We start from the raw sequence: 25,770 nt of genomic DNA on the forward strand, positions 1-25,770 counted from the left end.
TAAACATGAAAAGTCTTCACGCACATCGCCTAGTCGGTCCAAAGGAACCCTCGTGGATAACCAGCAATCCAAGTGGCATGACCGGCCCTCTTTCAACCGTCCGTACGCAGGCCCCGCGACTACAAGTCGGGTGGAATTCTTAACGAGATGCAGGATTCTTAACGGAACACGACGTAGATTTTGGAATAAAAATCGGCGCGATTGCAAATGTTCTCTTTATGTTCTATGGTGGTGTATGGCCTTCCTTACTGAGCAGGAACTCGAAAGCCTGCGCATTGATCAGAGCGTTTTTCATATTGTCGGCCCGGGAGAGGAACATTTTCAGCTACTAACGGCGTTCGACGCCGGTCGACACGCATCCTTTTTCCTGGGCCGCGTCCGATCGGTCAACAGCGGAAACCGATACGAATTCCTCGCGGACGCGGCGGTGCGGGCGCAACTGGCTCGGATCAGCCGGGACAGGGCGACTTTCCAGGAAGAGAGCGAGAAACTCGCAACTGCGTTCAATGAAGCTCACGGAGGCAGCACGGCTGTCGGTGCCTTCTTGATCTTCTCGCTGTCTTGTTCAGGTGGCCGGGTATTTGCGCTTCTGAAATTCGAGGACGAAAAGGTTCTCAGTTACGACTACGACGTCAGTCGCGGGCGTTCGGGGAAACCGAAGCCGACCTTCGGCGAGATTGAGCGGACTTTTGTCCAGAACCGCAACGCCCTGCAGAAAGCCGCGCTCATCAAGCTGGGCAAAGAGCGCGACGAAATCTGCGTTGTCGATCGTCAAAATCCGCAGCGGCCTGCAGCCTATTTCGAACAGTTCTTGCTCGTACGACGCCAGCGAACGGAAGAGGAGTTGACAAGGACAATCGTCGAGGTCACGCGCAACATTGCGCACAAGCACAAAGACATACTTCCGCGGGACGCGATGAAAAATCTGGCGCAACGCCTCTACGACGCCAGCCAGTCCGGCGGTTCTATCGACGGCGAAAGTGCTGAAAATTGGCTGAAGAGCATTTTCGGGCCGCTGCCTGATGATAGCCCCGTGCTGACAGACTTCAAGGCAAAGCTGAAGCGCGAAGGAATGGCGGGCGAATCGTTCGTGCTCCAAAAGAACGCAATTCAGGCGCCCAAGAACCGTCGCGTCGAGACGGCAAGCGGGGTCAAATTGACCTTCCCTGTCGGTTTGATGTCTTCAGTCATTTCGGTAAACCGCGACAAGGGCGAGATCATCATTAGGGACAAGATCACACTCGATGACTTCGAGCTCAACACATCTGGTCGAACGCGTACGTGAGCTTGTCGCGAACGGCGCCGTGGCGGACGAACGTATTGACGCCCTTGTGTTGCGAGGGCGGCTGCCGTCTGTCGATGCGCAGGTCGCCTGGCTCGGGTTCGTCGACGACGTCCCAACGCCGTTCTCGTCATTGCAAGTCTATAATCCAGCTCTCGGTGGTGATCTCGTTACGGGTGATATTTTTGATTCGACGCGCGAGATCGTGATCACGCTCGGAAAGCCGACTGCCGACGGCTGCGCCTTCTTTATCTTCCAGTCCGACATCCCACATTATTTGGTGCAACGAACTCTGCTCCCGCGCGTCGCGATCGCCGACTTGAATTCCAATCAGGCATTTCGCGCACGAGGATTGGAGTTCGCTTCATGGGATTTCGCGCAAACGCCACCGCCAGCGGAGCCTTTGCTTGGGTCTATCGACCCGACTCGCTATGTTCGTGACTTTGTCCCCGAACGTGAAATCGTTACCGATCTCAATCCCTGGCTGTTATTGGCCGCGCCAGCGGTTTCATCGCCGGCGTATCAAGCTTGGGAAACGGTTTCTGCCCGCAGATTGTTGGGCGGTCTCGTCTCCCGCGCCTGGCTCGAGGATGGCCAGGTCTGGCTGCAAGCGGCGGCGACGCCTCCGATCTATCGCATTAGAGCCGATGATCCTGCCCTGCCCGGCGCTCGTTCTCGATTAACTGAATCCGCCAACTGGGTTTTTCTTTCGGGGACAGATGTCGAGGCACGCCACCTGCTCTTTTCCGGTGAGTTGGCTCGGGCGAGCCGTCCTCAGCAAGATCTCGCTACGACATTGGAGCAGGCGCTTGAGGCGGCCAAAGCTGCCTATGAAGCTCACGTCCAATCATCGAGCCGCGAGACTCTGAAGGCGCTCGCCGATCTCCGCAAGACCGTGATTGATGAAACTCAGAAGGTAGCGCAACGGGCGCAGGATCTTGCGGCTACGCTCTGGCGCGACCTGGCCGTCTCGGCAGCGCCTTTCATACTGAAAATCCTGGGTGATGCGGCCAAGACACCGGGTCCTCTCATCTCTTCCTTATTCTACTTTGCGGCCGCCGCATTCATCGGCCTGTCGTTCGCCTTACAGTGGCGGATCAATGGCGCGTTCTTCCAAAGCCAAGCCTCGTCCCGACGGAGCTGGATGCAAAGTCTTTTTAGTTACATCTCCGTTCGCGAGCGGGAAGAAATCGCTGAAACGCCCATCGAACAAGCGATGAAGAACTATCGGGAGACCCGCGCCGTACTGCTTGTTGTCTATGGACTATTGATCGGAGCTCTCGTTGCCGCCGGTGTCCACACTCTACACGATGTAACGCCCTCATCTTCGAGCCCCGCTACAGGCGTCGCGCCCAGCCCAGCACCAGTTCCGCCGCCTCCGGCAAAGCCGCCGTAAATTCGAGCGGTTTCAAGATTTCTACTAGCCGCGTAGCCCATCACACGCTCATCATGTCTGCTTCGACCCTAAAGCGGGATGGGTTAGGCTGAATCGATTTGGAGATCTCAAATCAGTCTGTTTCTGATTCACCATGCTGGCTGGGCGGAGGGCAGCATGGATGGGCAAAGCCTTATTCTTTGGATCTTCGCAAGCGGGTGGTGGCGGCGATTGAGGGCGGAATGTCCCGCAATCGGGCCGCCAAGCAGTTTGGAGTGGCGATCAGCACAGCGATAGGCTGGATGAAGCGGGTCGATGAGACGGGCAGCGTTGCTCCGGGCCAGATATCTCCCTGACCTTCGAGGAAAGCGATGCGCCGGCCTCCGCTACGGCCTGTAACTCGATTTGAATGGGAAAGCGTTTGAAGGCCACCTGCGGCAGCCGGTATCGCGCAAGCTCAAGATCGACGGCAAGCCCCTCCTTGACCGGCTTCATCTTCGACGTCAGCCATTCCAGCGTGCCGGAAGGCCCGGTGAAGCCTTGGGCGGCGAGCCGCGCTGCGAAAACGCCGTCTGCGGCTGTGGCGGCAAGTCCCATGGCTTTCATCATGCTGATCGCGCCGCTGTTGATGACGAAGCTCGTGAAGCCGCGGGCGGCGGAAATTCCAACCGCGTTGGCGATGGCCTCTTTTGGAAGCCCCCAGATCTTGCCCGCAATCAGAGGGATGCCGTAGGAGGCCGCGCAAAGGGGGTGGAAGCCGCGCTCAATGAAGGAGATGGCGTCATTAACGCGCATGCTGACCTCATAGCCTGCGACTATCGCTTCGATGAGCTCGCGGCCAGATCGTCCATTCTCCTCGCATAGAGCAATCGCCGTCGGCAGCACCTCGCTCGGATGAAGTGGTTCGGTGCCAATATAGGTATCGTTCAGATCGAGGGATCGAACGAGGACGCCATTGACGAATATCGCGCCTTCTATGGTAGCTGACCGCGGATAGCCGATCACTGTGGCTGTATCGCCGTCTCCGAAAGTCTTGCGAATAGAAGCTTGAGCAATATTCGAAGGCTCGGATCCTACCGATCCGAATGCGCATCCCAGGGTGTCGAGAAGCACGCGCTTGGCAGAGGTGATAACATCGGCGGGCAGAGCTTCATACTTGAGCGAAAGTGCGAATTCGGAAAATTTCTGCTCAAGCGTCACTTTCTGCCGATCCCCCTCGTCAGCGGCAATCGCTGATCCAACGAGGCGAGAACCGTCGGACCCGTTTTCCAGAAGGAAGCTCGCGCATGCGGCCGTTGCGGATCGCGTCAGAAATTCACGACGTTTTATGAAAGCCTCCGCTATGAAATTGCTGCACGGCTCCGATGGCGCCACTAAGGGCTGCAACAAAATCGCGATAAGCCTAGTGGAAAAATTCAGAAATCGACAATGGTCGCGCCGTCAAAGAATGGAGCACGCGAAGCCAAAAGCACAATCCATAGCGCAAGCACCGGGACGCTGACCTTGACAGGCCGCGGGGATCAGCCGGCACGATGGCGTACGGAATTCGTTTGCCGTCGGTCGCCGGGACTAATTTGCGTTCTCACCTTATCACCAACAGAACGCAATGCCCTAAGTCCAAGTATCGATTGCAGACGAGCCGCACCAGTTTCGCACCAGAAACAACCTGAACGAACCGCAACAAAACGCGAACGAAATCAAACGAAAACTCTATACAATCAACAAACCTGATCGATATCCTGCCGCTCATAACGGCCTGGTTGCTGGTCGTGCGCCTTCCGAATCTGCAGCTAAATCAATCGTGCTCCGATCGGAATGCCACAGATGCGAGCTCCAGCGAACATTTAGGATATCGTTCGGTCCCCGATTCACAGTCAGGGTCTCGGCAAAGATTGGCGTCCTTTTTGTACGCCACAGCTATCCAGCGGCCATACCTGTGCACTTGATTCCTTTCTTGCTGGAGCAGCCCACGGTCTTATCGCATCAGAGACCGATCATGGTTCGGGGAGGAGGCATGCCGGGCAAGAACGAACAGACACGGACCGAGGTATTTGGGCCGGCAGATTCCAGCAAGATGCCGCCTGCCACGAAGCGCCCTCGCAAGAACCGTGGCATGCCGCCGCCCGCGACCTTCGATGTCGATACATTGCCGAACAGCTCTAATTTGACGGCACTAGAGGCGGCCGCGGTTATCCGGCGCACGCCCGGCGCACTGGAGCAGTGGCGGCGCGATCCGAACCACCCCCTGAAATGGCGCTACGTCGATGGCCGGCCACTCTATCGTGTCGATGCAGTGCGGGACTATCTGGCCAAGTGCGGCAAAACCACTAAGGCCCCTCAGCCGCATAATGCTCACGCAGACGCCCGAGGAGCTCGGCCTTGATCGGGTCAAGCGGATTCGTCCGCTGCAGGCGCACGATTTTGCCGACCCTTTTCGCGCCGACCAACTCCGCAATGTAGTCGTGAGCTGCTTCGAATGCCATCTTGCGGATGATCCACTGTTCGTCGTGATTGTAGACCTGATCGATTCCGCTTGGCTTTTGCCCAACACACAACCGCTGGATTTCGTTGTCGTAGCCACAGCGTGACATGATGGTGCGCAAGCTCCGCCGTAAGTCATGCATGGTGAACTTGGCGACGCTCGCTTCCTTGACCAGTCGGTCGACCATCTTGGTGAAGCCGGACATCAGGCCGCCGGTCTTTGGTGACGGGAAGACATAGTCGGAAGTTGCCCGCTGGAAATATTTCGCGGCCGCGAGCACCTCGTCAACGAGATGGGTGCGCGGCAGGTCGTGGTGCAGGCCCATCTTGGTCCATGTGGCATCGAAGGTGATGCGGTCGTCCATGACGTGCTTCGACCACTCGATCATGGTTGGCTCCCTGCGGCGCGGGCCGCCTAGTAGGCACATCCGTACCAGAAGCCCGAAAGTCCCGAGCTTGCCGGATGCCTGCCAGACCTTGATGATCTCGTCATCGCTCAGCGCGCGTCCCTTGGTGCGGCGCAAGATCCGCTGCGCCCGGGTTTCCTTCGGCTCGCGATAACCAGCCAGCACATTCTGGTCGACATAACCCTCGCCGACGCACCATTCGAGGAAGGTGTGGGTGTGCTTGCGCAGGTCCTTGGCCGCCCCACGCTTGCCGGTCTTGGCAATCTTGTCGACGGCCGCCATGATCTGCCGCCGCGTCAGGTCTCCGACGGCGCTCTCGGCGTGTTGCTTGAGCCCGCGCCGCAGCGCCGACATTGCTGGCTTCCAGTTGACGACTTGGCGTCCGGTCAAGGACGCCTGGTAGGGACCATCTTCAACAATGAGGGTGGTTAGCGTGGTGCGCTGCTTCTCGGCTGCCTGTTGCCGCCTCGCCTCGCGCTTGGCGTCGTTCGGATCCACGCCCTTGAAGACCTCGCCTGCGGCGATGGTGGCGGCCTTGCGCGCCGCCTTCTCATTATATTTGGGCCAGGGGCCGAGGGTCTTGCGCTGGGTTCCCCTCACCCCCGGCTTGGTGAAAAGGTAGACCCAGGTCCGGCCACCGGTAGCGCGCATGCGCAGCGCGAGGCCGGGCAACTTGTCGTCGTGGAGATAATGCTGCGCCTTACCCGGCGGCAACGTCGCGTTGCGGATTACGGCATCGGTGAGTGTCAGCTGGTTGCTCGGCTCCGGCATTTTCCTTGTGCTCCCTGTCGCGGTGTGCCCCGCAGCCGCCGGGACCATCGAAGCGAGGGAAAGTGATCATTGACTTTCCTTCGCTTTTTCCGCCTCGGGGCACACCAGCGTGGAAGGACGGCCCTTGAAGAACAGATGGGGCACAGACCCTCCCCGATTTGTGTGCCCCAAGGGAAGATGGCACGGGGGCACAGCGGGGGCATACAAAATGTAGTTTGGTCAGTTGTGGCCTATTATGGCCGCATATGGCGAAATCCTTCGTAACGCATACACTTATTTACTTTTTACTATGGCTGGCTCGGGTTGACTAGGGACTACATATTGTGGTTCACACGGGAGAGGTCCAAGGTTCGATCCCTTGTGCGCCCACCATTCACCTTCCTGAACAATACCGATTGCGGACCCATCGTCGGCGCCTGGCGGCGTTTCGGGGCCGTCTCAATCAAAAATGTCGAAAACAACCCCATGCACAGTAGCCGACCTCAGTCGGATCAATGGGTTGCGCCTTTTCCGAATCGCTTGCTCCGTCGGGCAAAACACGGGCATGATGGCATCATCGCGGGGGGCAAAAGTGCGATGACGGATCAAGCGGCCCGAGCCGGCCGCCAGGCCGCGTAGAGACCGACCAGGGTCCCGATGGCGACCAGCGCTGCCGCCAGCAACAGCTGCAATTCCCCATCATCGGTGGTGCCTACGGACGAGACAAGTCTGGCCACGACGACGAACAGAACGCCCACACAGGCCGCTGCACCCACGCACAGATGGGCGAGTTCCCGCGTCAGGCTCCGGCCGAGAAGTCCGAGTGCCGTGAAATACATCGCGCAAGCGTTGGGATGAACGAACAAGGCAACGCGCGCGTAAGGACCGTAGGCGTCGAGGAGGGACTCACATCGGCCCAGTGCCGCTTTTGAGGCAACCCGCTGCAACAGCGGTCTGAAAAAACGAGCCTGTCCGTAACTCAGAACCGCGCCCACGATGATGGCCAGCCACGCCACGATAAAAACGGAGGCGTCCGCGGGCTTCGGATTGAGCGCCACGGACATCAAGATGAGGGCGGTTCCGGGAAAGTAGCCAAAATACGGGAAGACCGACTCCAGGAGCACGCAGACGAACACGAAGACCGGAAACCATGATGAACCGGTGGCACCCTCGACGATGGCGTTCAAGTCGAACAGGTTCGTCTTGTACAGGACGAGGTACATGCACATGGCCAATCCGGCCAGTGCGTAGAACGGCAACGCCCCCGACAGAAACCGCCTCATCCAACCGTCGCGCTTTGATTCACGGAGACGGCGGAGACCATCGATATCAGGGCGAGACGATTGAAACGCATGGCTTATGCTTTAGGCGAATGAGGTTGCTCTTGTCGATAGCCCCCTTTGCCCACGCAATCCTCGCCTTGCCTATGAAATTCAACAGCCGGTCCGAACGAGATAAAAGTGATCCCCCAACGGCAATCCCCACGCACCACACGACCCGATTTCGGTATTCGCAACCCTCTTCTTCCAAGATGACGATTGCTCCGGCAGCACGATTTCATCGCCCTCGTCGTAGACAACGGCGTGCCCGAGTCCAAATCCACCCCACTGCCATAGGGCGAATCGAGGTTCGCCCGACGATGGAAGCCTCGCCACATCCTCAAGATAGCTGCGGCGCATGGCCTGGAAATGGATTCTCTCTCCGATTTCCACTGCAAGTGGCCAGATGACGCCGGCATTGGCGACGAAGACAAATGTGGCGAGCGGTAAGACCGACATCGATATGGCCCGCCGCCAGTCACGCGCACGAGCCGAAAGAAGCGCGAGTCCCAATGCAAGCAGTGCCGAGCAAACCCATGCCAGAAATAGGACGGGGACGCCCAAGAATGAAACCTCGAACGGTCCGCTCCAAAGCAGGACCAAGATCACGGGAAAACAGCAGGCCAATGCGGCCGGCCACATAGCGAAGCGATCGTTGCTAGCGCTCGTCGTGGCTGCATTCTCGCTGCCCATCTGACCGCCCCCTACCCAATCGACAAAATCTCGATCTCCTGCGCGCCCGACCCCACGACATCTCCCACCGCCTTCCCCATCAGCGACTTCGCCACCGGCGCCACGAACGAGATCGAACCCGCCTTGGGGTCGGCTTCGTCCTCACCGACGATGCGATAGGTTTGCACCCGGCCATCGGCGCGGCTGAAGGTCACCGTGCTGCCGAAGGCGACGATATCGGTCGAGGCCGGGGCGGGAATGACCTGCGCCGTGCGCAGCCGTTCGGTGAGATAGCGGGCGTCGCGCAAGGGCACCGCCGACTGCCGGCGCTTCTCGTTGACGTCCTCGATGGCTTGCGCGGCTTCATAGGCCTTGCGTGCTGTTTGAAGCTGTCTCTGCAACGCCTGCAAGCCTGCTTCCGTCACGAGATTGGGATGCGGCGAGATCGGACGATCCGGCAACAACGTCTCGGCGGCGGTTTCCGCGCTCTCTTCTTTGGTAAAGGCAACGCTCAAGTCGAAAATCCTGTCGAACTGTTCGGGCTCACGGCCAGCGCCTTCACGCCGCGAGGAATCGCGCCGGGCAGCCGCCGGTGATTTGCCGGATCATATCTCAAGTTCGACGAAACGGCGCAGCTTGAAGACGAGGTCCGGCATGGCCTGGCGGAACCGGGTCGCGTTCTGGAAACTGGTCGAGAACGGCGCGAAGGTGATCATCGCGTTCCAGTGCCGGTAGCCGTAGACGGTGACAGTGACGCCGGTCGCCGGAAAATTCTCCATCTTGCGCAGCTCGCCGAGGACGAGATCGGCGATCACTTCCGCCGGCAGCAAGCGCTTGCCATCCGGCGTCGTGGCGATCTTCGCCGGCGGCTCGACCGGCTCAAATCCGTTTGTCGGCGCTGTCGGCGGCGGACCCTCGATGAGCGGCGGCGGCGCAACACTGTCTGCTGCGCGCTTGTTGCCTCCCAGGATGCTGCTGATCATGGCCACAAGGCCCGCATCCTTCACGTCGTCGCTCATTACTCTCCCCGGGGCTTCGGCCTACTTTAGCATCGCTCGCGCGGACCGCTACTGGGGATGTGTGGCCAGAGTCCGTCGGGCCAAGGTCCTATTTTCACGGCCGTCACGCGATGGCACCGGCGGCGCGACGTCCGATCGCCTCGCGCCGCCGTGCGATCCGTCACTGCTTATCGAACGGAACGTATTGCTGGTACTGCCTGGGCACCGAGCTGCGGTAGCGCGCGGGCACGGTGCCGCTGTCGACCGAGTGATCGATCTCCTGCTGTCGCGTCATTTTCTTTTTCGCCGGCTTCTTCGACGCACTCTTCTTGGAGTCGGTCGGCTGGCCGGAGGTGTCGTTGGTTGCAGCCGGCGCTGTCGTCGTCGCTGCCGGCGCGGTGGTTGTCGCCGCAGGCGCCGCGGTTCCGCCGGAGGCCGGTGCGCCCTGCGCCAGCGCGAGCGGTGTTTGCATGAGAAGCGCCAGCGCTGTTGTCGCAGCCAGCAAGTATGACCTTTGCATTTAGAACCTCCAAAATACTTGATCCGAATAAGGCAAGCGTCGTTCGCCGAGATCGACGCGTGCAAGTCCGCTCACGATAGGCCGGAACCCGATCGCGAACTGTGGCCGAGATCACATTGCCGGCGGCTGGCTGCGTCATGATGTGCCTTGTCGCGAACGCAAGGCATTCCGCCGACACCAAGACAGGCATGATCTGATAGTCTTATCCACTCGCTCTCGAAGGAGACTGAAATGCGTCGCACCATCCTCACTCTCGCATCGCTCGCGGCCCTGATCGCCGTAGCATCCCCGGTCGCCCAGGCACATCCTGCGAACGATCGATATTGCCTGCAGGGCCGCATGTGGGGTTATCCCGGCAACTGCCAGTTCGCCAGCTATCAGCAGTGCCTTGCCAGTGCCTCCGGCACGTCGGCTTATTGCGGCATCAATCCGCGCTACGCGTTCTCGCAGCAGCGCGACTACTGACGAATTTGCGGCGTGTGCGCATGGCGCGCGCGCCGCCACAATTTTTACGTGAAGACGATCCGCTTCGCCGACGGTCCGGCGAATTGACACTGCGCGAAGCCGCTTGCGCCTGTCGATGACGAGAATGTTATCCGTCATCGCTCCGGGAAGAATTTGCAAAGCGCAGCCGCAGCTTGTCCGCAACGCTCCCTCCCAAATCACCATCGATGCCGCGCGTTGTGTGAAGTGGCGGCTTGTGGCGTCGCATCGCCGGGTCTAGCCTCGCATGCATATCCTGTTACGGACAACTTTAGCTTTAGTTATTTTCCATCGTGACTTTCAGGGAGGTATTTCAATGAGCAGCCGCCACGCAATTGTTCCGCGCGGTCTGAACGCAACGCGTTCGCCGCTTTCGCAAGGCCGCTTCGGCCGCATGTTCCGCAAGCTCGCACCGGCGAAATTCGGCCCGAACGATTCCGACAATGTCGCGAACCTGTCGGCGCTGGCCGACAAGATGGTCGCTGGCTTCGATGGACCGAAGGACGGGCCCGACGCGGAAGAGAGCGGCATTCCCGCGCTCTACACCTATTTCGGCCAGTTCATCGACCACGACATCACCTTCGATCCGGTAAGCTCGCTGACCAAACAGCAGGACCCCGACGGGCTCGTCGACTTCCGCACGCCGGCGCTGGACCTCGACAATCTCTACGGCCGCGGTCCGAACGACCAGCCCTACATGTATGACGGCAGCAAATTCCGCCTCGGCGAGAAGGTCACCGGCGCGGGCGTGCCCGATGCCAGCGACCTGCCGCGCTTCAAGGGCCGCGCGCTGATCGGCGATCCCCGCAACGACGAGAACAGCATCGTCTCGCAGTTCCAGGCCTTGATGCTGCGCTTTCACAACCGCATGGTCGACGACAATGACAGCCTGTCGTTCGAGGACGTGCAGCAGCGCGTTCGATTCCACTATCAATATTTGGTGCTGAACGACTTCCTGCCGCGCATCGTCCACGCCAGCGTGCTGGACGAGCTGAAGACTGCAGGCAGCTATGACCGCAGCAAACTCGCCCACTACCATTGGAAGACTTATCCGTTCATGCCGGTCGAGTTCTCGGTCGCGGCCTACCGGCTCGGTCACTCCATGATCCGCCCCGGCTACCGGATGAACGATGCGGCCAACATGCTGCTGCAGATCTTCCCCGATCCCAACAATCCCGACCACAACGCACTGACCGGCTTCCGCGCCATGGGCCCGGGACGCGCCATGGATTGGGGCCGATTCATCGATCTCGACACGCGCGCCTATGGCGTCGAGGACGACGACACCAATGCCGACAACAAGAGGCGGCTTCAGTTCGCCTATCGCATCGATTCTTCGCTGGTGGACCCGTTGCGCAAGCTGCCGCCGGAAGTCGCGTCCAATCCGTCTTCACTCGCGCTGCGCAATCTCGAGCGCAGCTGGCGGCTCGGACTGCCGTCCGGCCAGGCCGTCGCCAGGGCGATGAACCTGACGCCGCTGACGGACGACGAGATCATCATCGGCAAGGCCGTCGACGAGCCCGGCACGGGCGATCCGCAAGTCAAGATCGCGACCATCGCCAACGGCGTGTTTGCCGGCAATTGTCCGCTCTGGGCCTATATCCTGGCCGAGGCGCGGCAGTTCCAGACCGCCGTCACGATTCCCGTCACCGGCGCGCCCGGCCCCATCAACACGCCGCAGCTCGGCCCCGTCGGCGGTCGCATCGTCGCCGAAGTCTTCCTCGGCATGATGTTCGGCGACAACTCCTCCCTGCTGTCGCTCGACCCGCAATGGACGCCGGTGACCGGCTCCAGCTTCGCGCTGAAGGACCTCGTCGCCTACGCACTCGGCCAGGGCGATCCGCTGCACTGAGGTTACGACGGACGATGATGCAAAGGCCGCTCGCCTCGCGCGGGCGGCCTTGTGGCCCACCTCGCCCCGACGGGGCGAGGTGACCGATTTCCTGGCACGCATCGAGTCGGCTAAAGATCAGTCAGCTCTCGGGCGTGCCCTCATAAACTCGTCGCGTCTGGTTTGCTCTCGGAAGGCGACATTGAGACCGACATGCCGCCAGTTCGGCCTTGGGCCAATAGCAGCCATACATTTGATTAAGGCGCGCGAACAAGCGATTTCGCGACTTCCCGCGTACAGTTGATGAACGCTTCAACCGCGGGGCTGAGCGTTCGATTTTTCAGGAATACGATCTCGGCCGAAATCCGGGGACCAGCGGTTTTTAGCGGCAAAACTTTCAACGCGGCCCGATGCGCGCTCAGTGCCGCTACCGATGCGGGAAGAATTCCGACGAATTGTCCGCTTGCAATCAGCGATACCGTGAGCTGAATGGCGATAGTTTTGACCCGTGGCTTCGGTGGTGAAAAACCATTGGCTCGAAATACCTCGCCGACGATCGCGCCTGGCGCGCTGTCATAGGGCGGCAACACCCAATTGCCCATGATGATGTCCGTGAGGGAGATTCGGCGCTTTCGCGCCAATTCACCGTGGGCCCCCACAACGAAGACAAGGGGCTCATCGAACAAAACTTCGGAATGGAAATCGTCCTTCAGTACCGTGGCTCTCGTAATCAGCAAATCGATCCTTCGCTCACGTAGCTCCAGGATCTGATGTTCGCCCGGATTGGTCAATTTCACATCGAGCTGGACCCCGGGATGTTTCGCCGAAAATTCCCGCACGATCGACGGCACCAGGCTATGCAGGATGATGTCGGTGCACCCCAATCTCACTTCGCCGGAGTTTGGATCGGACAAATGCTCGAGCGAGCGAAGCTCTTGCTGCATCTCGTCGAAGACATTGATGCCGCAGCGAAGCAGCACCTCGCCATGGGACGTGAGCTCGGCGCCCTGCGAACCGCGATCGAACAACCGGACGCCGAGCGTGCCTTCGATTTCGGAGATCGCCTTGGAGACAGCGGGATGGGAAATTCCCAGCCTGGCGGCTGCCTTCGCCATGCTACCGGTATCGGCGATCGCCATCAGGATATGGAGGTCGCGCAACTTGATGCGGCGGCCAATTCGATCCGACCAGTCCATGGCGAGCCTTAACCTTGGGGTTACAGGGATGCCGCAATTTTCGGTCTACCAGATAATGCCCGGGCGGACCAGAGTGACAGCGGTTCGATGAGGACCGGGCCGGAGACGAGGGCGATCCCATGATCACGAAGCGAAGACTCATAGCGCTGGCGTGCACCGGCGGCCTCGCCGCCATTTTCCCCAACGCAATCCGCACCGCGTCCGCCGAGAGCGCGTCACGCATGCTGGTGGGCTTCGGCGCCGGCGGCGCGATCGACGTGATCGCCCGAATGCTGGTCGATGGAATGAAGGGATACTCATCTTCTTTCATCGTCGACAATCGCCCCGGCGCCGGCGGCCGGCTTGCACTCGGCGCGCTGAAAACCAGTTCGGCTGATGGCACGGCGATAATCCTGACGCCCGCCTCCAGCGTCGCCATATTCCCCCATGTCTACAAGTCGCTTGGCTATGACGCGTTCAAGGATTTCGCTCCGGTCACGACCGTCTGCTCCTTTCCATTTCTGATCACCGTCGGCCCGATGGTGCCGGCCGAAGTCAGGACGCTGGCCGACTTCGTGACATGGTGCGCGGCCAATCCCAAGCTGGCGACCTACGGCACGGCGGCGGCCGGATCGATGTTGCATTTCACCGGCGTGAGCCTAGCCAAGGCCGGCCGGTTCGCATTCGTGCACCTGCCCTATGGCGGCCCGGGCGGCATCCAGGATCTGATCGGCGGCCGGATTGCTGCGACGATCTATCCAATCGGTACCGCCCTTCCGTATGTGCAATCCGGCGCCATTAGGGCACTGGCGACAACCGGACCGCAACGATCGCCACGAATTCCCGATGTGCCGACGGTTCGCGAGGCGGGATACCCGGCGCTGGAGGCCAATGAGTGGTTTGGCGTCTTTGTTCCGGCAAATACGCCGGCTGAAATGGTGAACCATCTCAATGAAGCGATCCGCGCGGTGGTGAATACCGACGCCTTCAAGACGGCCTTGGCCAGGCTTGCCATGGATCCGGCCGGCGAAACGCCGAAGGAATTTGCGCAACTGATCAAATCCGATTTCGACCATTGGGGACCGATCGTGCAGGCCTCCGGCTTTACGCCAGAAGATTGAGGCGGGTTATGAACAACTTAAGCGCCACGCGCCGGTACCGAACGCCAGACCAGATTCTCGGCCCCTACTTCCCAACGGGACACACGGCGGTCCCACAAGACGACCTGACCTCGGTCAAAGGGATCGAAGGGCATGCCCAGGGAGAGATCATCCAGGTCACCGGAAGGGTGCTCAATCTGGACGGCGAACCCGTTCGCAATATCCCCATCATCGTGTGGCAAGCCAACACCTTCGGTCGTTACGCGCACGGCAACGACCCCAATCCCGCGCCGCTGGATTCCAGCTTCGTGGGTTGCGTCGGCATTCGATCAGATGACGACGGGTTTTATCGGATCAAGACCGTCAAGCCCGGCGCATATCCCGCAGGACCGGACTGGATGCGCCCGCCGCACATTCACTTCGAGATTCACGGGCGGTTCGAGCGGCTGATCACCCAGATGTATTTTCCTGACGAGCCGCTCAATGCCTGCGACAGACTGCTTAACGCCGCGCTACGTCCGGATTTGCTAATGGCAAAGCCCGTTCCATCGGAAGATGGATGCGATCACCGCGCGCTAAATTTCGATATCGTGCTGTCAAGGGGCTAGAGGCTGCTAGACAGTAATACTTCGAAGCTTCACGAGTTTAGGGGAAGACCGAATGTCCGCTTTGGGTCCACAAGCCGACGTCGGGGCCGAGTGCTGTAAAGCGCCTGCTATCGGCCAGAAGCTGACTTAAAAGCGACGACTTAAATTGCCTCCTTGTCTTCGGTTGCAGACCGAGGACGGAGAACCGAGTTACTGGGCCTCGGCGATCTTCGGTCCAGATGACGGCATCTGCGTGTTAGTCGCCGGGAGCCGCTTCGACGGCGGTGCCGGGTCCGGTAATCGGAAAGCGGCGTCGGCCGGCGCTCCCTGGGATGGTCGGTGGGCAGCCGTTGCCGGAAGCACGATCACTTTCGCTCCGACTTTCACCCGCTCGTAAAGGTCCACGACGTCCTCATTGGTCAGCCGGATACAGCCGGACGAGACCCGCTTCCCGATCGTATCGGGGTTGTTGGTGCCGTGAATTCGATATTCCGTCTCGCCCAGATACATCGCCCGAGCGCCGAGCGGGTTGCCGGGACCGCCTGCCATGAAGCGCGGGAGATAAGGCTGACGCGAGACCATCTCCGCAGGCGGATGCCAATCCGGCCATTCTGCTTTACGAGCCACAGTCTGCTCACCGGACCATGTAAAACCTTCGCGGCCAACACCGATGCCGTAGCGCAGTGCTTGCGCGTCGTTCAGGACAAGATAAAGGAAGGTGTTCCTGATATCGATGATCACGGTGCCCGGCGTCTGGTGGCTGGCGTAGTCAACCACCTGCCGAACAAATGCTCCGGGAACGTCAGCGGCTTTTGGTGGTTCGACCAGAGGCGCCGGGGCCGGAAGCGGAGCCGGAGCTGGCGCTGATGCATGAACTGGCGTTGACACGTAAACCGGAGTTGACGACGCCTGCGCCTGGTGCGCGGACAGCTTTCGTGACGGTTGCACGCTCATCGGTCGAGCCAGCAAACCGTATCCCAACGCAGCGACGGCCACGGCGCCAATTGCAACTCTCCCGGCCATTGGGAGTGCGAGCGTCTCTGCCTTCCCACGTTTGGCCCGCTTACTCATATCTTTCTCCAGGTCACCATGCCTGGAAGAGGTACCCGGCAAAATTTAAGAAACTTCGAAGCGATGTCGCTGAGGCTGGAACCGTGCTGTCGCTCGCCTCGCGCGGGCGGCCTTGTGGCCCACCTCGCCCCGACGGGGCGAGGTCGGATTGCGCCTGGCGATGGGCAGCATCGTCCAGTGCAATCCGGGTGAGGGGCTGCGGCATTCAGTGAGACCTACGCGGGCGGCAGCCTGCTCAACATCGGGCCCTCGCGGTCGCTCCTGTTTTCAGTCAATGACGATGCCACGCTTCAAATCAGCAAGTCATGATGCGCAGGTACAATGCCGTGATGCGGACTATGATCGCCGTGGTTGGCCGCGTGTTCGTCCGGTGCATTAGGGACCATTTTGACGATCACCTCGAGGGCCTCTTTCTGACCGGGCGGAATGTGCAGATCGAGCGGATCATTAAGATGCTTAAGCTCGACTACCGCGACGAGAGTGGCAGGAGCTGGCTCGAAGCGGAACACCGGTTCTTGATCGGCGCCGCCTGTCTCGGACGCAGCTTTGGCCGGCTGCACGTCTTCAGATGCGGTTGCAGCAGATTGCGCAGCGTGCTGCGAGTTTTCGCGTTCGGCGTTAGCGCCGGTTGCAACGCTCGGATCGACGGTTTCGGCTGCTTCCGGTGCGTTCGCAGCGGTTGAGTGCCCCGAATTGCCGTGCTCCACGGCGGCGGGGTCTGCCGTCTTCACTGCCGCTGACGCGCTCGCAGCGTCGGAAGCCGGAGCGTGTTGCTCGGCGCCATTGCCGACGCCGTTGCCCGGTTCGGAGCCAGCTTCAGTCGATTCCGTGGCTGCGGCCTTTGCAGACCCTGACTCCGAAGCGTGCTGCGAGTTACCGCTGTCCGCGCTGTCGGCCGCTGCGACGCTCGATGCGACGTTCTCGGCTGGGTCCGGCGCGTTCGCAGAGTGCTGCGAGTTGCCGTGTTCGACTTCGCTTGATTTTGCTTCGTTCGCCGACCCTCGCGGAGCGTCCGAAGCCGAAGCGTGATGCTCGGCGCCATTGCCGACGCCGTTGCCCGGTTCGGAGCCAGCTTCAGTCGATTCCGTGGCTGCGGCCTTTGCAGACCCTGACTCCGAAGCGTGCTGCGAGTTACCGCTGTCCGCACTGTCGGCCGCTGCGACGCTCGATGCGACGTTCTCGGCTGGGTCCGGCACGTTCGCAGAGTGCTGCGAGTTGCCGTGTTCGACTTCGCTTGATTTTGTCTCGTTCGCCGACCCTCGCGGAGCGTCCGAAGCCTGAACGTGTTGCTCGGCGCCATTGCTGACACCGTTGCCTGGTTCGGAGCCAGCTTCAGTCGATTCCGTGGCTGCGGCCTTTGCAGACCCTGACTCCGAACCGTGCTGCGAGTTACCGCTGTCCGCGCTGTCCGCGCTGTCGGCCGCTGCAACGCTCGATGCGACGTTCTCGGCTGGGTCCGGCGCGTTCGCAGAGTTTGAGTGCTCCGAGTTGCCGTGTTCGACTCCGCCTGGTTTTGTCTCGTTCGCTGACCCTCGCGGAGCATCCGAAGCCTGAGCGTGATGCTCGGCGCCATTGCCCGGCTTGGCACCAGCTTCAGTCGATTCCGTGGCTGCGGCCTTTGCAGACCCTGACTCCGAAGCGTGCTGCGAGTTACCGTGGTCCGCGCTGTCGGCCGCTGCGACGCTCGATCCGACGTTATCGGCTGGGTCCGGCGCGTTCGCAGAGTGCTGCGAGTTGCCGTGTTCGACACCGCCTGGGTCTGCCTTGTTCGCTGACCCTCGCGGAGCGTCCGAAGCCGAAGCGTGATGCTCGGCGCCGTTGCCTGGTTTGGAGCCAGCTTCAGTCGATTCCGTAGCTGCGGCCTTTGCAGACCCTGACTCCGAAGCGTGCTGCGAGTTACCGTGGTCCGCGCTGTCGGCCGCTGCGACGCTCGATCCGACGTTATCGGCTGGGTGCGGCGCGTTCGCAGAGTGCTGCGAGTTGCCGTGTTCGACACCGCCTGGGTCTGCCTTCTTCGCTGACCCTCGCGGAGCATCCGAAGCCTGAGCGTGATGCTCGGCGCCATTGCCCGGCTTGACACCAGCTTCGGTCGACTCCGTGGCTGCGGCCTTTGCAGACCCAGGCTCCGAAGCGTGTTGCGAGTTACCATGGCCTGCGCTGTCGGCCGTCGCGACGCTCGATCCGACGTTCTCGGCTGGGTCCGGCACGTTTGCAGAGGTTAAGTGCTCCGAGTTGCCGTGTTCGACTCCGCCTGGTTCTGCCTTCTTCGCTGACCCTCGCGGTGCGTCCGAAGCCGAAGCGTGATGCTCGGCGCCATTGCCCGGCTTGACACCAGCTTCAGTCGACTCCGTGGCTGCCGCCTTTGCAGACCCAGGCTCCGAAGCGCGTTGCGATTTATCATGGCCCGCGCTGTCGGCCGTTGCGACGGTCGATCCGGCGTTCTCGGCTGCGTCCGGCGCGCTTGCAGACTTTGAGTGCTCCGAGTTGCCGTGTTCGGCCCCGCCTGGTTCTGCCTTCTTCCCTGACCCTCGCGGAGTGTCAGAAGCCTGAGCGTGACGCTCGGCGCCATTGCCCGGCTTGGAGTCAGCTTCAGTCGATTCCGTGGCTGCGGCCTTTGCAGACTCTGACTCCGAAGCGTGCTGCGAGTTACCACTGTCCGCGCTGTCGGCCGCTGCAATGCTCGGTTGGGCGATCGCGTTCGGCCCAGTCGACGAAACACCGGTGTCCGTTTTGATCGGCTCACTCCGGGATGTGAGATTTCCAACTGCCGCAGCTGTCGCGCTCTGAGCAGGCTGGATCGATGATACGCGAACCAATTCGCCAGACGCACCATCGCTCTCTTCCGCTGCATCCGCCGAATCGCTAGCTCTGAACCTTGCCGTCTCCCCCAAGCCGCTCCGAGTCTGCCCGAACTGGAACCTCAAGCCGTCGTCGGCCAGAATGGGCCAAACTGCAGCCGTCCCGGGCGTGCTCTCGCTCGCCTTGATGCTGGCCTGGACATTGTCCTTGCTCAGAACAGTCTCATCGATGGCGCTCGCCGATGTCAGCGCTTCTTCGAGCTTCTCCAAGGTGATGGCGACAGCTGCTCGGTGGTCGACGACATCAGATTCCGCGACCGATACAATCCCCTGCAGATGGATTTCCAGCACGCCGCGATCCCGGATATCAAGGACCCGATCGGTCGGATTGACATAGACGACCGTTTCATTGCTTACGGCGTCGTAGATCCAGGCGAGGGTATGTGGCGGTATAGACTTGGTTGCCGCTGTCATATGCAGCCACACAAGCGCTCCGAAAGCCGCAAGATTGATCCTGCTCGACCCAGATGCGAAATCGAAGGCGGAGCGGGAAGATGTAGAATTGGAATCTGTCGGAGAGCGATGAACAACGTTCCCATCAACGTTGCCGCCGCCCATCAGTTGATCGCGGCTGTATCCGCCAACACCGGCATCGTGACCGGCGTCGACCAAGCCAACGAGTTTTCGGAGTGTGTCACCCTCGGCGCCATGACTCACCAGGCTCCGAGCGTCTTCTCCAGCGACGCTTTCGTTTCCAGTGGTCACATGCGCGGAAGACAGGTGGGAATCGTGCGAAGGGACGCCCGGGGCTGAGTTGTCTACATGATTGACGTCGGCATGAGTGATCGTGGCGAGCTTTGTGGCCGCATTCTCTCCGCCGACGGCCACGAAGGTGTCGATCGAAGCTTGACCCAGGTCATGCGACCGCACGGCGAGATGGGGGTCGTCCAGTGCGTAGATCAACGCACCGGCGAGAGTGGCGAAGGTGCCATCCCCTCCCTGAATCGACATCCGATTGGAGGCAAGTCGGGGGAATTGATGTTCCGCGGTTAGGTCACCTCCAGTCTGTGTGTCGCTGGTTCCTCGTAGTGGAGGCGCAGGAAGATTGGGCGTGCTCGATCCAACGGGACCGTAGTTTTTCCACGGTTTCGAGCCTGCGGATTCCTCAACCACGCGCAGCGCTTCCATTGCCGCCGCCGTGTTCGCGGCTTGGCCCAGCTTGGCCAAAAAGTCACTCTGGCTGAGCGGGAGCGTCTCGCCGAATTCCCAGGCGACGAGGTGCCGGAGAATGGCTTTTTCCCAGGGCTCATCTCCGGCGTGCTCTCCCGCGTGGCCGATGCCGTCGTCATCCGGAAGCATATCGTTCGCTTCCGACGCCTTGAGTTCGTCCGCAATGGCGACCGCCAGAAAGGCCAGCGCGAGTGTGCCGAAGCCGGAGGGACTTCGTAACAACGCGAGGGTGGCAAGTACGGTTCTATTGGTGATCTCGAGCTTCTGAAAGATGTTGTACAGATGGACTTTGACCGTCCCTGGCGAAACATTCAGCTGGCGCGCGATCTCCTTGTTCGACATTCCTTCTGATACGAGATGTACGATTTGACGTTCCCGGTGCGTCAATACCTCCAGCGTCTTTTCAATTCTGCCGCCGTCGTCAGCGTCCTTGCCGGTTGGCGAGTGATCGAATTGCTGGGGTGACACACTGCACTTCGTCAGCAACCTCAACTGTCGCAACATAGTGTCGGCCGAAGCACACTTCGAAATTGCGCTACAGGCGCCGGCAGCAAGAGCTGCGGTCAGATCGTGGTCGGATACGGAATCGGACTCGGTAAAGAACAGCAGCCTCGCGGAAAGATTCTCAGCTTTCGCAATAGCGAGGATCTCGGACACCGTCAGATCCGGCAGGGTGTCCGCAAGAAGCGCGGCGTCGGGCATCAAGTTCCGAATTGCTTCGAGGCCGCTAGTTCCATCGCGACATGATGCGACAACGTCGAAGCCCTGCTGTGCCCGGAGTATCGACTTCAGACCCTGGAGAACGATCGGTTGTCGATCTACGATCACAAGCCGGATGCGCTTGAAACCCACCTGCTTCGCGGACATGTCTAACATGGGCGTTGCCTTGGTCCCGGCCATCTATGTGCTTCGGCATATGGCCGAGGCCGGGGCGACTATTAAAATGCAATTAATCGCGTAGAGGAAGAGGTTAGCAGGGTTAAGCTTAACCTAAAATTGTGGGTTTTGACGGCCTTCAGGTGAGAAATATGCCATTTGACCCGATGGCCGTTGCGATTGACTGGCTCGATGCCTACCGCGCAGGCGATATCGAAGCGATCCTGGACATGTTTGCCGAAGATGCCGTGGTCCACTGCGGCTGCTGCGGCAACGGCATAACCATTGCCAGCCGCGAGGCGCTCCGTGCCTATTGGGTCGATCGCCTCCGCGAACATCCGGCAGGCGCGTTAGACGATCTCAATCCTTCGGATGACGGGACCATTATCTCGTACGTCACGAGAACTGGTGTCATGCATGCGCTTTTTGCGTTTGATGACGCCGGGAGGATTAAGAAACTCGATTGCAATCCCTCACACCAGACCGCGGCGTGATCCAGCCGCGACAGGTCACGTGCTGGCCTTGCCGTGTCAAGGCGCTGACGCTTGTTAGCAGCCGGGCTAATCCGCTGCTGCGAGGCCGTTCTCCGCGAGCCGCGTCGCGAACCAGCGCGACAGCGGCTGATCGACGACGCCGCTGACATAGACCTCCGAAATCGTCACATGGTGCTTGTCCAGCACCAGCAGCACGCCGATCCAGTAGGCGAACCAGACATGCGCATCGGTCAGCGCCATCAGCTTGTGCTGGTCGTGATCGAGCGAGGTGTGGTTGCTCGCCTTGCGGATCTCCACGGTGAGCAAATTGTTCGGGATCTCGCGCTGATGCACGACGACGTCAGGATAGATCGACTTGCCCAGATGATCGTCGGTCGAGATGATGGTGCCGTGCGGCAGATGCAGCGTGCGCTCGCCGAGCCGGTCGTAGTTGCAGTCGACCGACCAGCCGGAGAATTGCTTCTCCAGATGCACGGCGAAGCGATGCGTGATCGCACGCTCGCCGATGTCCTTCTCGAACAGGAATGCTTCCTGCGCGTAGAAGTCCCGGAGCGCCGCGATCACCTTGTTCAGCTCGGTCTGCATCTTGCCCCCGGCCATTCCAACCTTGCGCGTCGCGTCGCCCGGCCTCTCGCTCCCTCGCCCCGTTCTTACGGGGAGAGGGTGGGGTGAGGGGCCGCCTCCGCGAATTCGGTTGGAATGATAGGTCGAACGCGCGCCGCGTGCGAGTCGGATGGTCCTTTGCCTGGGCCCGCAGCTTGCCTTGCCCCTCACCCGGATCGCTGCGCGATCCGACCTCTCGCAGCAGAAGAGCGGGGAGAGGTGAAGAGACTCCCCTACATCTGGACTTCGATCAGCCGCGGTCCGGGCTCGGCGACGGCCTCAGCCAGCGCCTTGTTGAACTCGTCCGCGTTGGTGACGGCGCGGCCGGACACGCCCATGCCCTTGGCCAGCGCCACGAAATCCAGCGTCGGACGGTCGAGCCGGAGCATGTCGCTGGCACGCTGGCCGGGCTCGCCGGCGCCGACATTGTCGAACTCGCCGCGCAGGATCTGGTAGATGCGATTGGCGAACACGATGGTGACGATGTTGAGGTTTTCACGGGCCTGCGTCCACAGCGACTGGATCGTGTACATCGCGCTGCCGTCGCCGACCATGCAGATCACCTTGCGGTCCGGGCAGGCGATCGCGGCACCGATCGAGAGCGGCGTCGAGAAGCCGATCGATCCGCCCATGTTCTGGAGCCAGTCGTGCGGAGCCGCGGCCGCCGTCGGCGGGAAGAAGGCGCGGCCGGTGGTGAGCGATTCGTCGACCATGATCGCGTTCTCGGGGATCGCATAGGCGATCGCCTGCGCGATCGAGGCGTGGGTCAGCGCGCCGGTGGGCTTGAGCAGCTCCTGCACGGGCTGCGGCTTGACGTCCTTCGCGCTGGCCTTCACCGCGCCCGCAAGCGCTTCCAGCGCTGCGACCGAATTCTCACCCCAGGAGGTCATGCGATGCACCTCGCAGCCCTCGGGCTTGAGGATGCTCGGCTTGTCCGGATAGGCGAAGAACGCCACGGGATCGTCGGACTCGACCAGCACGATATGGCGGAACCTCGCCAGCATCTGCAGCGCGTTCTCGATCACATAATGGATGCGATCGATCGAGAAGCGGCCACGGCCACGCGCCATCCTGGGACGGAAGGTCGGGCCCATCACGGTGCAGCCGGTCTTGGCGGCGATGCGCTCGGCCAGCGCCAGGCCCTGCTCGCTCAGCGCACTGCCGGTCATCAGCAGCAGCGTGCCCTCGCCGTCGCCATGCAGGATCTTTGCGGCCTGCTCGACCGCCTGCGGCGAATAGCTCGCGCGCTGCTGCTCGGCCGGCACCTCGGCGATGCCGTCGGCTTCATTCCAGGCGGTGTCGGCGGGCAGGATCAGGGTCGCGATCTGCGGCGGGGCGCTCTTGGCGGCGGCGATCGCCGCGGCACCGTCGGCGGCGACCGATTTCGAGTTCGGCGAGGTACGGACCCAGGACGACATCGGCCGGGCCAGGCCCTCGATGTCGGAGGTCAGCGGCGCGTTGTAGGCGATGTGGTAGACGGCGTGCTGGCCGACGATGTTGACGATGCCCGAGTTCGCCTTCTTGGCGTTGTGCAGATTGGCAAGGCCGTTGGCGAGACCGGGACCGAGATGCAGCAGCGTCGAGGCCGGCGTACCCTTCATGCGGAAATAGCCGTCGGCGGCGCCGGTCACCACGCCTTCGAACAGACCGAGCACGCAACGCATGCCGGGCACGCGGTCGAGCGCTGCGACAAAATGCATCTCGGAGGTGCCGGGGTTGGAGAAGCAGACGTCGACCCCGCCCTTGACCATCGTCCGCACCAGACTTTCCGCACCGTTCATTCTTTCTGCTCCCGCAACCGGCCATTTCCAATGATCCGTCCGATCAATCATTGTTCGCTCGTCTCGTCAAAGCAATAGGGGGCATCGCGGCCCTGCCCCGCGCCGCAATGCACCGGCTTGGCTAATGCTTTCCGGCAAATTGGTGCGGTTGCCGATTTGGTAACGCCAACCGTTAAGGATGACCTGTCTCACGGGGGCGTGGCTTGCGAAAAGCCCGCAAATATGGCCTGTGACTTCCGTTGAATCGATTTTTGCTGGGGGAAACAATGATCCGGTTTTTTGCCGCGCCGATTGCCGCCATCGCACTGCTGTCGGCCACCGCCGGCGGCGCCTTCGCCGAAGAGTTCGACTCGCGCGACATCATGGGCGGCGGCCCGAACTTCTTCCGCGGCGGCTCGAACCCGGTCCCCCGGTCCACCGTCATGTACAACGGCAACTACGCCCCCGGCACGATCGTGGTGAACACCAGCGAGCGCCGGCTCTATCTGGTGCTCCAGAACGGCCAGGCACTGCGCTACGGCATCGGCGTCGGCCGCGACGGCTTCCGCTGGGGCGGAGTGCACAGGATCACCGCCAAGAAGGAATGGCCGGACTGGACGCCGCCGTCGCAGATGCTGGCCCGCCGGCCGGACCTGCCGCGTCACATGAAGGGCGGCGTCGAGAATCCGCTCGGCGCGCGCGCGATGTATCTGGGCTCGACGCTCTATCGCATCCACGGCTCCAACGAGCCGGAGACGATCGGCCAGGCGGTATCCTCGGGCTGCTTCCGCATGACCAACGACGACGTCAGCGACCTCTACGGCCGCGTCTCGGTCGGCACCACCGTGGTCGTGCTGAACAACTAGCCTGCGGCGAATCGCGGGAACCCGCAGGGCGCGTGAATATGCGGTCTTGTGCGTCGCTTCCGAATACGGCAGCGTCGCCTGACAATGAGCGCATTGGCCCTGCCTTCGTCCGGCTTTCGCATCGTCCTGCTGGCGCTCGCCACCGTCGCGTTCAACCCTGACACCGCTACCATTGCCGTCGCGGGCGAATTGCCCGCGATCGCCTCGCGCCAGCGCGCCGAGAAGAAGAGTTTTACCGACGGCGAGATCGTCGATGGCTTTCTGAAGACGGCGTTCGGCGCCGAATATCACCTTGCCGGCCGTGTCGACCGCATTCGCAAGTTCGACGGACCGGTGCGCGTGTTCGCCGAGAGTGACCGCGCCGACCGCAAGGCGCAGCTCGCAAAGGTCGTGGCCGACATCGGCAAGCACGTGCAGCATCTCGACATCGCCATGATCGACACCAGCGAGGCGGCGAATGTGCGCGTAAAGCTCGTGCGCGACCGCGATCTGTTCCGCACCATCTCGAGCTTCTACGGCGCGGAGAAGGCCCGCGAGATCCGCACTTCGCTCGATCCGCAATGCCTGTCCGGCTTCCGCAAGAACGACAATTTCGAGATCGAGCATTCCGACGTCATCCTCACCGTCGACAACGGCGATTTCACCTTCCTCGACTGTGCCTATGAGGAGCTGCTGCAATCGCTCGGCCCGATCAACGACACCACGAGCGTGCCCTGGACCATGTTCAACGACAACGTCTCGATGGGCTATTTCGATGTCTACGACCAATACATCCTCAACCTGCTCTACGATCCCCGGATCAGGCCGGGCATGACCGTGCAGGAGGCCAAGGCGGTGCTGCCGCAAGTGCTCGCGGATGTGAGGGTGTGGGTGAAGCGGGTGAATGATCTGAAGGAGTGACGCGCTTACCCTCCGCTGGAGGGCAGGGCAATCGCATATGGTTCACGAGGACCGCGCGGGCTTGCTCCGCCTCTCCCGCTTGCGGGAGAGGCCGACGCGCTCGCAGAGCGCGGCGGGTGAGGGCTCTCGCCACACAGGGACATCCTTCGCAATTCTTGACAATCCCGACGCGGAGACACCCCCACCCCAGCC

The 25,770-nt window shown here is 61.3% G+C and carries 21 protein-coding genes and 1 pseudogene; 10 read left to right on the forward strand and 12 right to left on the reverse strand.

Annotated elements, in window-relative coordinates; all coding sequences use genetic code 11:
• Window positions 1–235: 235 nt before the first annotated feature.
• The 3 genes and pseudogenes from QCM77_RS36520 to QCM77_RS36530 form a co-directional block, all read left to right on the forward strand.
• Entirely contained in the window at window positions 236–1,285 is a 1,050-nt protein-coding gene (locus tag QCM77_RS36520) for a nucleoid-associated protein (protein ID WP_280096200.1), read from the forward strand.
• Window positions 1,245–2,678: a hypothetical protein gene (locus QCM77_RS36525; protein WP_280096201.1), complete on the forward strand. Its 1,434-nt coding sequence runs from the start codon at window positions 1,245–1,247 to the stop codon at window positions 2,676–2,678. Before QCM77_RS36520 ends, QCM77_RS36525 begins: the two co-directional genes overlap by 41 nt.
• 140 nt (window positions 2,679–2,818) lie before the next feature.
• Window positions 2,819–3,004, forward strand: a pseudogene (locus QCM77_RS36530) (IS630 transposase-related protein); the annotation flags it as partial.
• On the opposite strand, the gene QCM77_RS36535 reads toward QCM77_RS36530, so the two are convergent.
• The 7 genes from QCM77_RS36535 to QCM77_RS36565 form a co-directional block, all read right to left on the reverse strand.
• Window positions 2,940–4,031 (reverse strand): MmgE/PrpD family protein, encoded by a 1,092-nt coding sequence (locus QCM77_RS36535; RefSeq protein WP_347882417.1) that lies wholly within the window; start codon window positions 4,029–4,031, stop codon window positions 2,940–2,942. The pseudogene QCM77_RS36530 and the gene QCM77_RS36535 sit on opposite strands and share 65 nt — an antisense overlap.
• A 953-nt stretch (window positions 4,032–4,984) precedes the next feature.
• Complete coding sequence (locus QCM77_RS36540; protein ID WP_280096203.1) at window positions 4,985–6,316, reverse strand: tyrosine-type recombinase/integrase; 1,332 nt, start codon at window positions 6,314–6,316, stop codon at window positions 4,985–4,987.
• A 584-nt stretch (window positions 6,317–6,900) separates the two neighbouring features.
• On the reverse strand, window positions 6,901–7,578 hold the full coding sequence (locus QCM77_RS36545) for a hypothetical protein (RefSeq protein ID WP_279661234.1): 678 nt from the start codon (window positions 7,576–7,578) through the stop codon (window positions 6,901–6,903).
• 150 nt (window positions 7,579–7,728) lie between these two features.
• Complete coding sequence (locus QCM77_RS36550) at window positions 7,729–8,307, reverse strand: hypothetical protein (RefSeq protein ID WP_279661235.1); 579 nt, start codon at window positions 8,305–8,307, stop codon at window positions 7,729–7,731.
• A gap of 11 nt (window positions 8,308–8,318) precedes the next feature.
• On the reverse strand, window positions 8,319–8,801 hold the full coding sequence (gene greA, locus QCM77_RS36555; protein WP_279661236.1) for a transcription elongation factor GreA: 483 nt from the start codon (window positions 8,799–8,801) through the stop codon (window positions 8,319–8,321).
• Between the two features lie 90 nt (window positions 8,802–8,891).
• A complete protein-coding gene (locus QCM77_RS36560; protein ID WP_279661237.1) occupies window positions 8,892–9,305 on the reverse strand; it encodes a hypothetical protein in 414 nt (137 codons plus the stop codon).
• 160 nt (window positions 9,306–9,465) lie between these two features.
• Entirely contained in the window at window positions 9,466–9,804 is a 339-nt protein-coding gene (locus QCM77_RS36565; RefSeq protein ID WP_279661238.1) for a hypothetical protein, read from the reverse strand.
• 231 nt (window positions 9,805–10,035) lie between these two features.
• On the opposite strand from QCM77_RS36565, the gene QCM77_RS36570 reads away from it, so the two are divergent.
• Together QCM77_RS36570 and QCM77_RS36575 are read left to right on the forward strand one after the other, a co-directional pair.
• On the forward strand, window positions 10,036–10,269 hold the full coding sequence (locus QCM77_RS36570; protein WP_279661239.1) for a DUF3551 domain-containing protein: 234 nt from the start codon (window positions 10,036–10,038) through the stop codon (window positions 10,267–10,269).
• Between the two features lie 334 nt (window positions 10,270–10,603).
• A complete protein-coding gene (locus tag QCM77_RS36575) occupies window positions 10,604–12,139 on the forward strand; it encodes a peroxidase family protein (RefSeq protein WP_279661240.1) in 1,536 nt (511 codons plus the stop codon).
• 236 nt (window positions 12,140–12,375) lie between these two features.
• Here the strand turns inward: QCM77_RS36575 and QCM77_RS36580 are convergent, their stop codons facing one another.
• Entirely contained in the window at window positions 12,376–13,314 is a 939-nt protein-coding gene (locus QCM77_RS36580; RefSeq protein WP_280096204.1) for a LysR family transcriptional regulator, read from the reverse strand.
• A gap of 119 nt (window positions 13,315–13,433) precedes the next feature.
• On the opposite strand from QCM77_RS36580, the gene QCM77_RS36585 reads away from it, so the two are divergent.
• Together QCM77_RS36585 and QCM77_RS36590 are read left to right on the forward strand one after the other, a co-directional pair.
• Window positions 13,434–14,414, forward strand: a complete 981-nt coding sequence (locus QCM77_RS36585; protein WP_280096205.1) for a tripartite tricarboxylate transporter substrate-binding protein — start codon at window positions 13,434–13,436, stop codon at window positions 14,412–14,414.
• A gap of 8 nt (window positions 14,415–14,422) precedes the next feature.
• Window positions 14,423–15,001 (forward strand): dioxygenase family protein, encoded by a 579-nt coding sequence (locus QCM77_RS36590; RefSeq protein ID WP_279691216.1) that lies wholly within the window; start codon window positions 14,423–14,425, stop codon window positions 14,999–15,001.
• 189 nt (window positions 15,002–15,190) lie between these two features.
• Here QCM77_RS36590 and QCM77_RS36595 read toward each other — a convergent pair whose 3' ends face one another.
• Together QCM77_RS36595 and QCM77_RS36600 are read right to left on the reverse strand one after the other, a co-directional pair.
• Complete coding sequence (locus QCM77_RS36595) at window positions 15,191–16,051, reverse strand: L,D-transpeptidase (RefSeq protein ID WP_279661244.1); 861 nt, start codon at window positions 16,049–16,051, stop codon at window positions 15,191–15,193.
• Window positions 16,052–16,341: 290 nt separating this feature from the next.
• Window positions 16,342–20,979 carry a LuxR C-terminal-related transcriptional regulator gene (locus tag QCM77_RS36600; protein WP_280096206.1) on the reverse strand — a complete coding sequence of 1,546 codons (4,638 nt, stop codon included), beginning with the start codon at window positions 20,977–20,979 and terminating at the stop codon, window positions 16,342–16,344.
• Window positions 20,980–21,107: 128 nt separating this feature from the next.
• Here QCM77_RS36600 and QCM77_RS36605 point away from each other — a divergent pair, with 128 nt between their 5' ends.
• Window positions 21,108–21,449: a nuclear transport factor 2 family protein gene (locus tag QCM77_RS36605; protein WP_279661246.1), complete on the forward strand. Its 342-nt coding sequence runs from the start codon at window positions 21,108–21,110 to the stop codon at window positions 21,447–21,449.
• A 66-nt stretch (window positions 21,450–21,515) separates the two neighbouring features.
• Here QCM77_RS36605 and QCM77_RS36610 read toward each other — a convergent pair whose 3' ends face one another.
• Entirely contained in the window at window positions 21,516–22,034 is a 519-nt protein-coding gene (locus QCM77_RS36610; protein ID WP_279661437.1) for a hypothetical protein, read from the reverse strand.
• 251 nt (window positions 22,035–22,285) lie between these two features.
• A complete protein-coding gene (locus QCM77_RS36615) occupies window positions 22,286–23,833 on the reverse strand; it encodes an acetolactate synthase large subunit (RefSeq protein ID WP_279661247.1) in 1,548 nt (515 codons plus the stop codon).
• Between the two features lie 266 nt (window positions 23,834–24,099).
• On the opposite strand from QCM77_RS36615, the gene QCM77_RS36620 reads away from it, so the two are divergent.
• Complete coding sequence (locus QCM77_RS36620) at window positions 24,100–24,678, forward strand: L,D-transpeptidase (protein WP_279661248.1); 579 nt, start codon at window positions 24,100–24,102, stop codon at window positions 24,676–24,678.
• Window positions 24,679–24,762: 84 nt separating this feature from the next.
• Window positions 24,763–25,578: a DUF2927 domain-containing protein gene (locus tag QCM77_RS36625; RefSeq protein ID WP_279661249.1), complete on the forward strand. Its 816-nt coding sequence runs from the start codon at window positions 24,763–24,765 to the stop codon at window positions 25,576–25,578.
• Window positions 25,579–25,770 lie beyond the last annotated feature (192 nt).

The organism is Bradyrhizobium nivariense, assembly GCF_029846695.2.
Taxonomy (GTDB): Bacteria; Pseudomonadota; Alphaproteobacteria; order Rhizobiales; family Xanthobacteraceae; genus Bradyrhizobium.

Bases quoted from the DNA above. Each gene is read 5' to 3' on its own strand.
- QCM77_RS36520 (WP_280096200.1), top strand. From the start codon at position 236: ATGGCCTTCCTTACTGAGCAGGAACTCGAAAGCCTGCGCATTGATCAG.
- QCM77_RS36525 (WP_280096201.1), top strand. From the start codon at position 1,245: ATGACTTCGAGCTCAACACATCTGGTCGAACGCGTACGTGAGCTTGTC.
- QCM77_RS36540 (WP_280096203.1), bottom strand. From the start codon at position 6,316: ATGCCGGAGCCGAGCAACCAGCTGACACTCACCGATGCCGTAATCCGC.
- QCM77_RS36545 (WP_279661234.1), bottom strand. From the start codon at position 7,578: ATGAGGCGGTTTCTGTCGGGGGCGTTGCCGTTCTACGCACTGGCCGGA.
- QCM77_RS36550 (WP_279661235.1), bottom strand. From the start codon at position 8,307: ATGGGCAGCGAGAATGCAGCCACGACGAGCGCTAGCAACGATCGCTTC.
- QCM77_RS36560 (WP_279661237.1), bottom strand. From the start codon at position 9,305: ATGAGCGACGACGTGAAGGATGCGGGCCTTGTGGCCATGATCAGCAGC.
- QCM77_RS36565 (WP_279661238.1), bottom strand. From the start codon at position 9,804: ATGCAAAGGTCATACTTGCTGGCTGCGACAACAGCGCTGGCGCTTCTC.
- QCM77_RS36570 (WP_279661239.1), top strand. From the start codon at position 10,036: ATGCGTCGCACCATCCTCACTCTCGCATCGCTCGCGGCCCTGATCGCC.
- QCM77_RS36575 (WP_279661240.1), top strand. From the start codon at position 10,604: ATGAGCAGCCGCCACGCAATTGTTCCGCGCGGTCTGAACGCAACGCGT.
- QCM77_RS36580 (WP_280096204.1), bottom strand. From the start codon at position 13,314: ATGGACTGGTCGGATCGAATTGGCCGCCGCATCAAGTTGCGCGACCTC.
- QCM77_RS36585 (WP_280096205.1), top strand. From the start codon at position 13,434: ATGATCACGAAGCGAAGACTCATAGCGCTGGCGTGCACCGGCGGCCTC.
- QCM77_RS36590 (WP_279691216.1), top strand. From the start codon at position 14,423: ATGAACAACTTAAGCGCCACGCGCCGGTACCGAACGCCAGACCAGATT.
- QCM77_RS36595 (WP_279661244.1), bottom strand. From the start codon at position 16,051: ATGAGTAAGCGGGCCAAACGTGGGAAGGCAGAGACGCTCGCACTCCCA.
- QCM77_RS36600 (WP_280096206.1), bottom strand. From the start codon at position 20,979: ATGGCCGGGACCAAGGCAACGCCCATGTTAGACATGTCCGCGAAGCAG.
- QCM77_RS36605 (WP_279661246.1), top strand. From the start codon at position 21,108: ATGCCATTTGACCCGATGGCCGTTGCGATTGACTGGCTCGATGCCTAC.
- QCM77_RS36610 (WP_279661437.1), bottom strand. From the start codon at position 22,034: ATGCAGACCGAGCTGAACAAGGTGATCGCGGCGCTCCGGGACTTCTAC.
- QCM77_RS36615 (WP_279661247.1), bottom strand. From the start codon at position 23,833: ATGAACGGTGCGGAAAGTCTGGTGCGGACGATGGTCAAGGGCGGGGTC.
- QCM77_RS36620 (WP_279661248.1), top strand. From the start codon at position 24,100: ATGATCCGGTTTTTTGCCGCGCCGATTGCCGCCATCGCACTGCTGTCG.
- QCM77_RS36625 (WP_279661249.1), top strand. From the start codon at position 24,763: ATGAGCGCATTGGCCCTGCCTTCGTCCGGCTTTCGCATCGTCCTGCTG.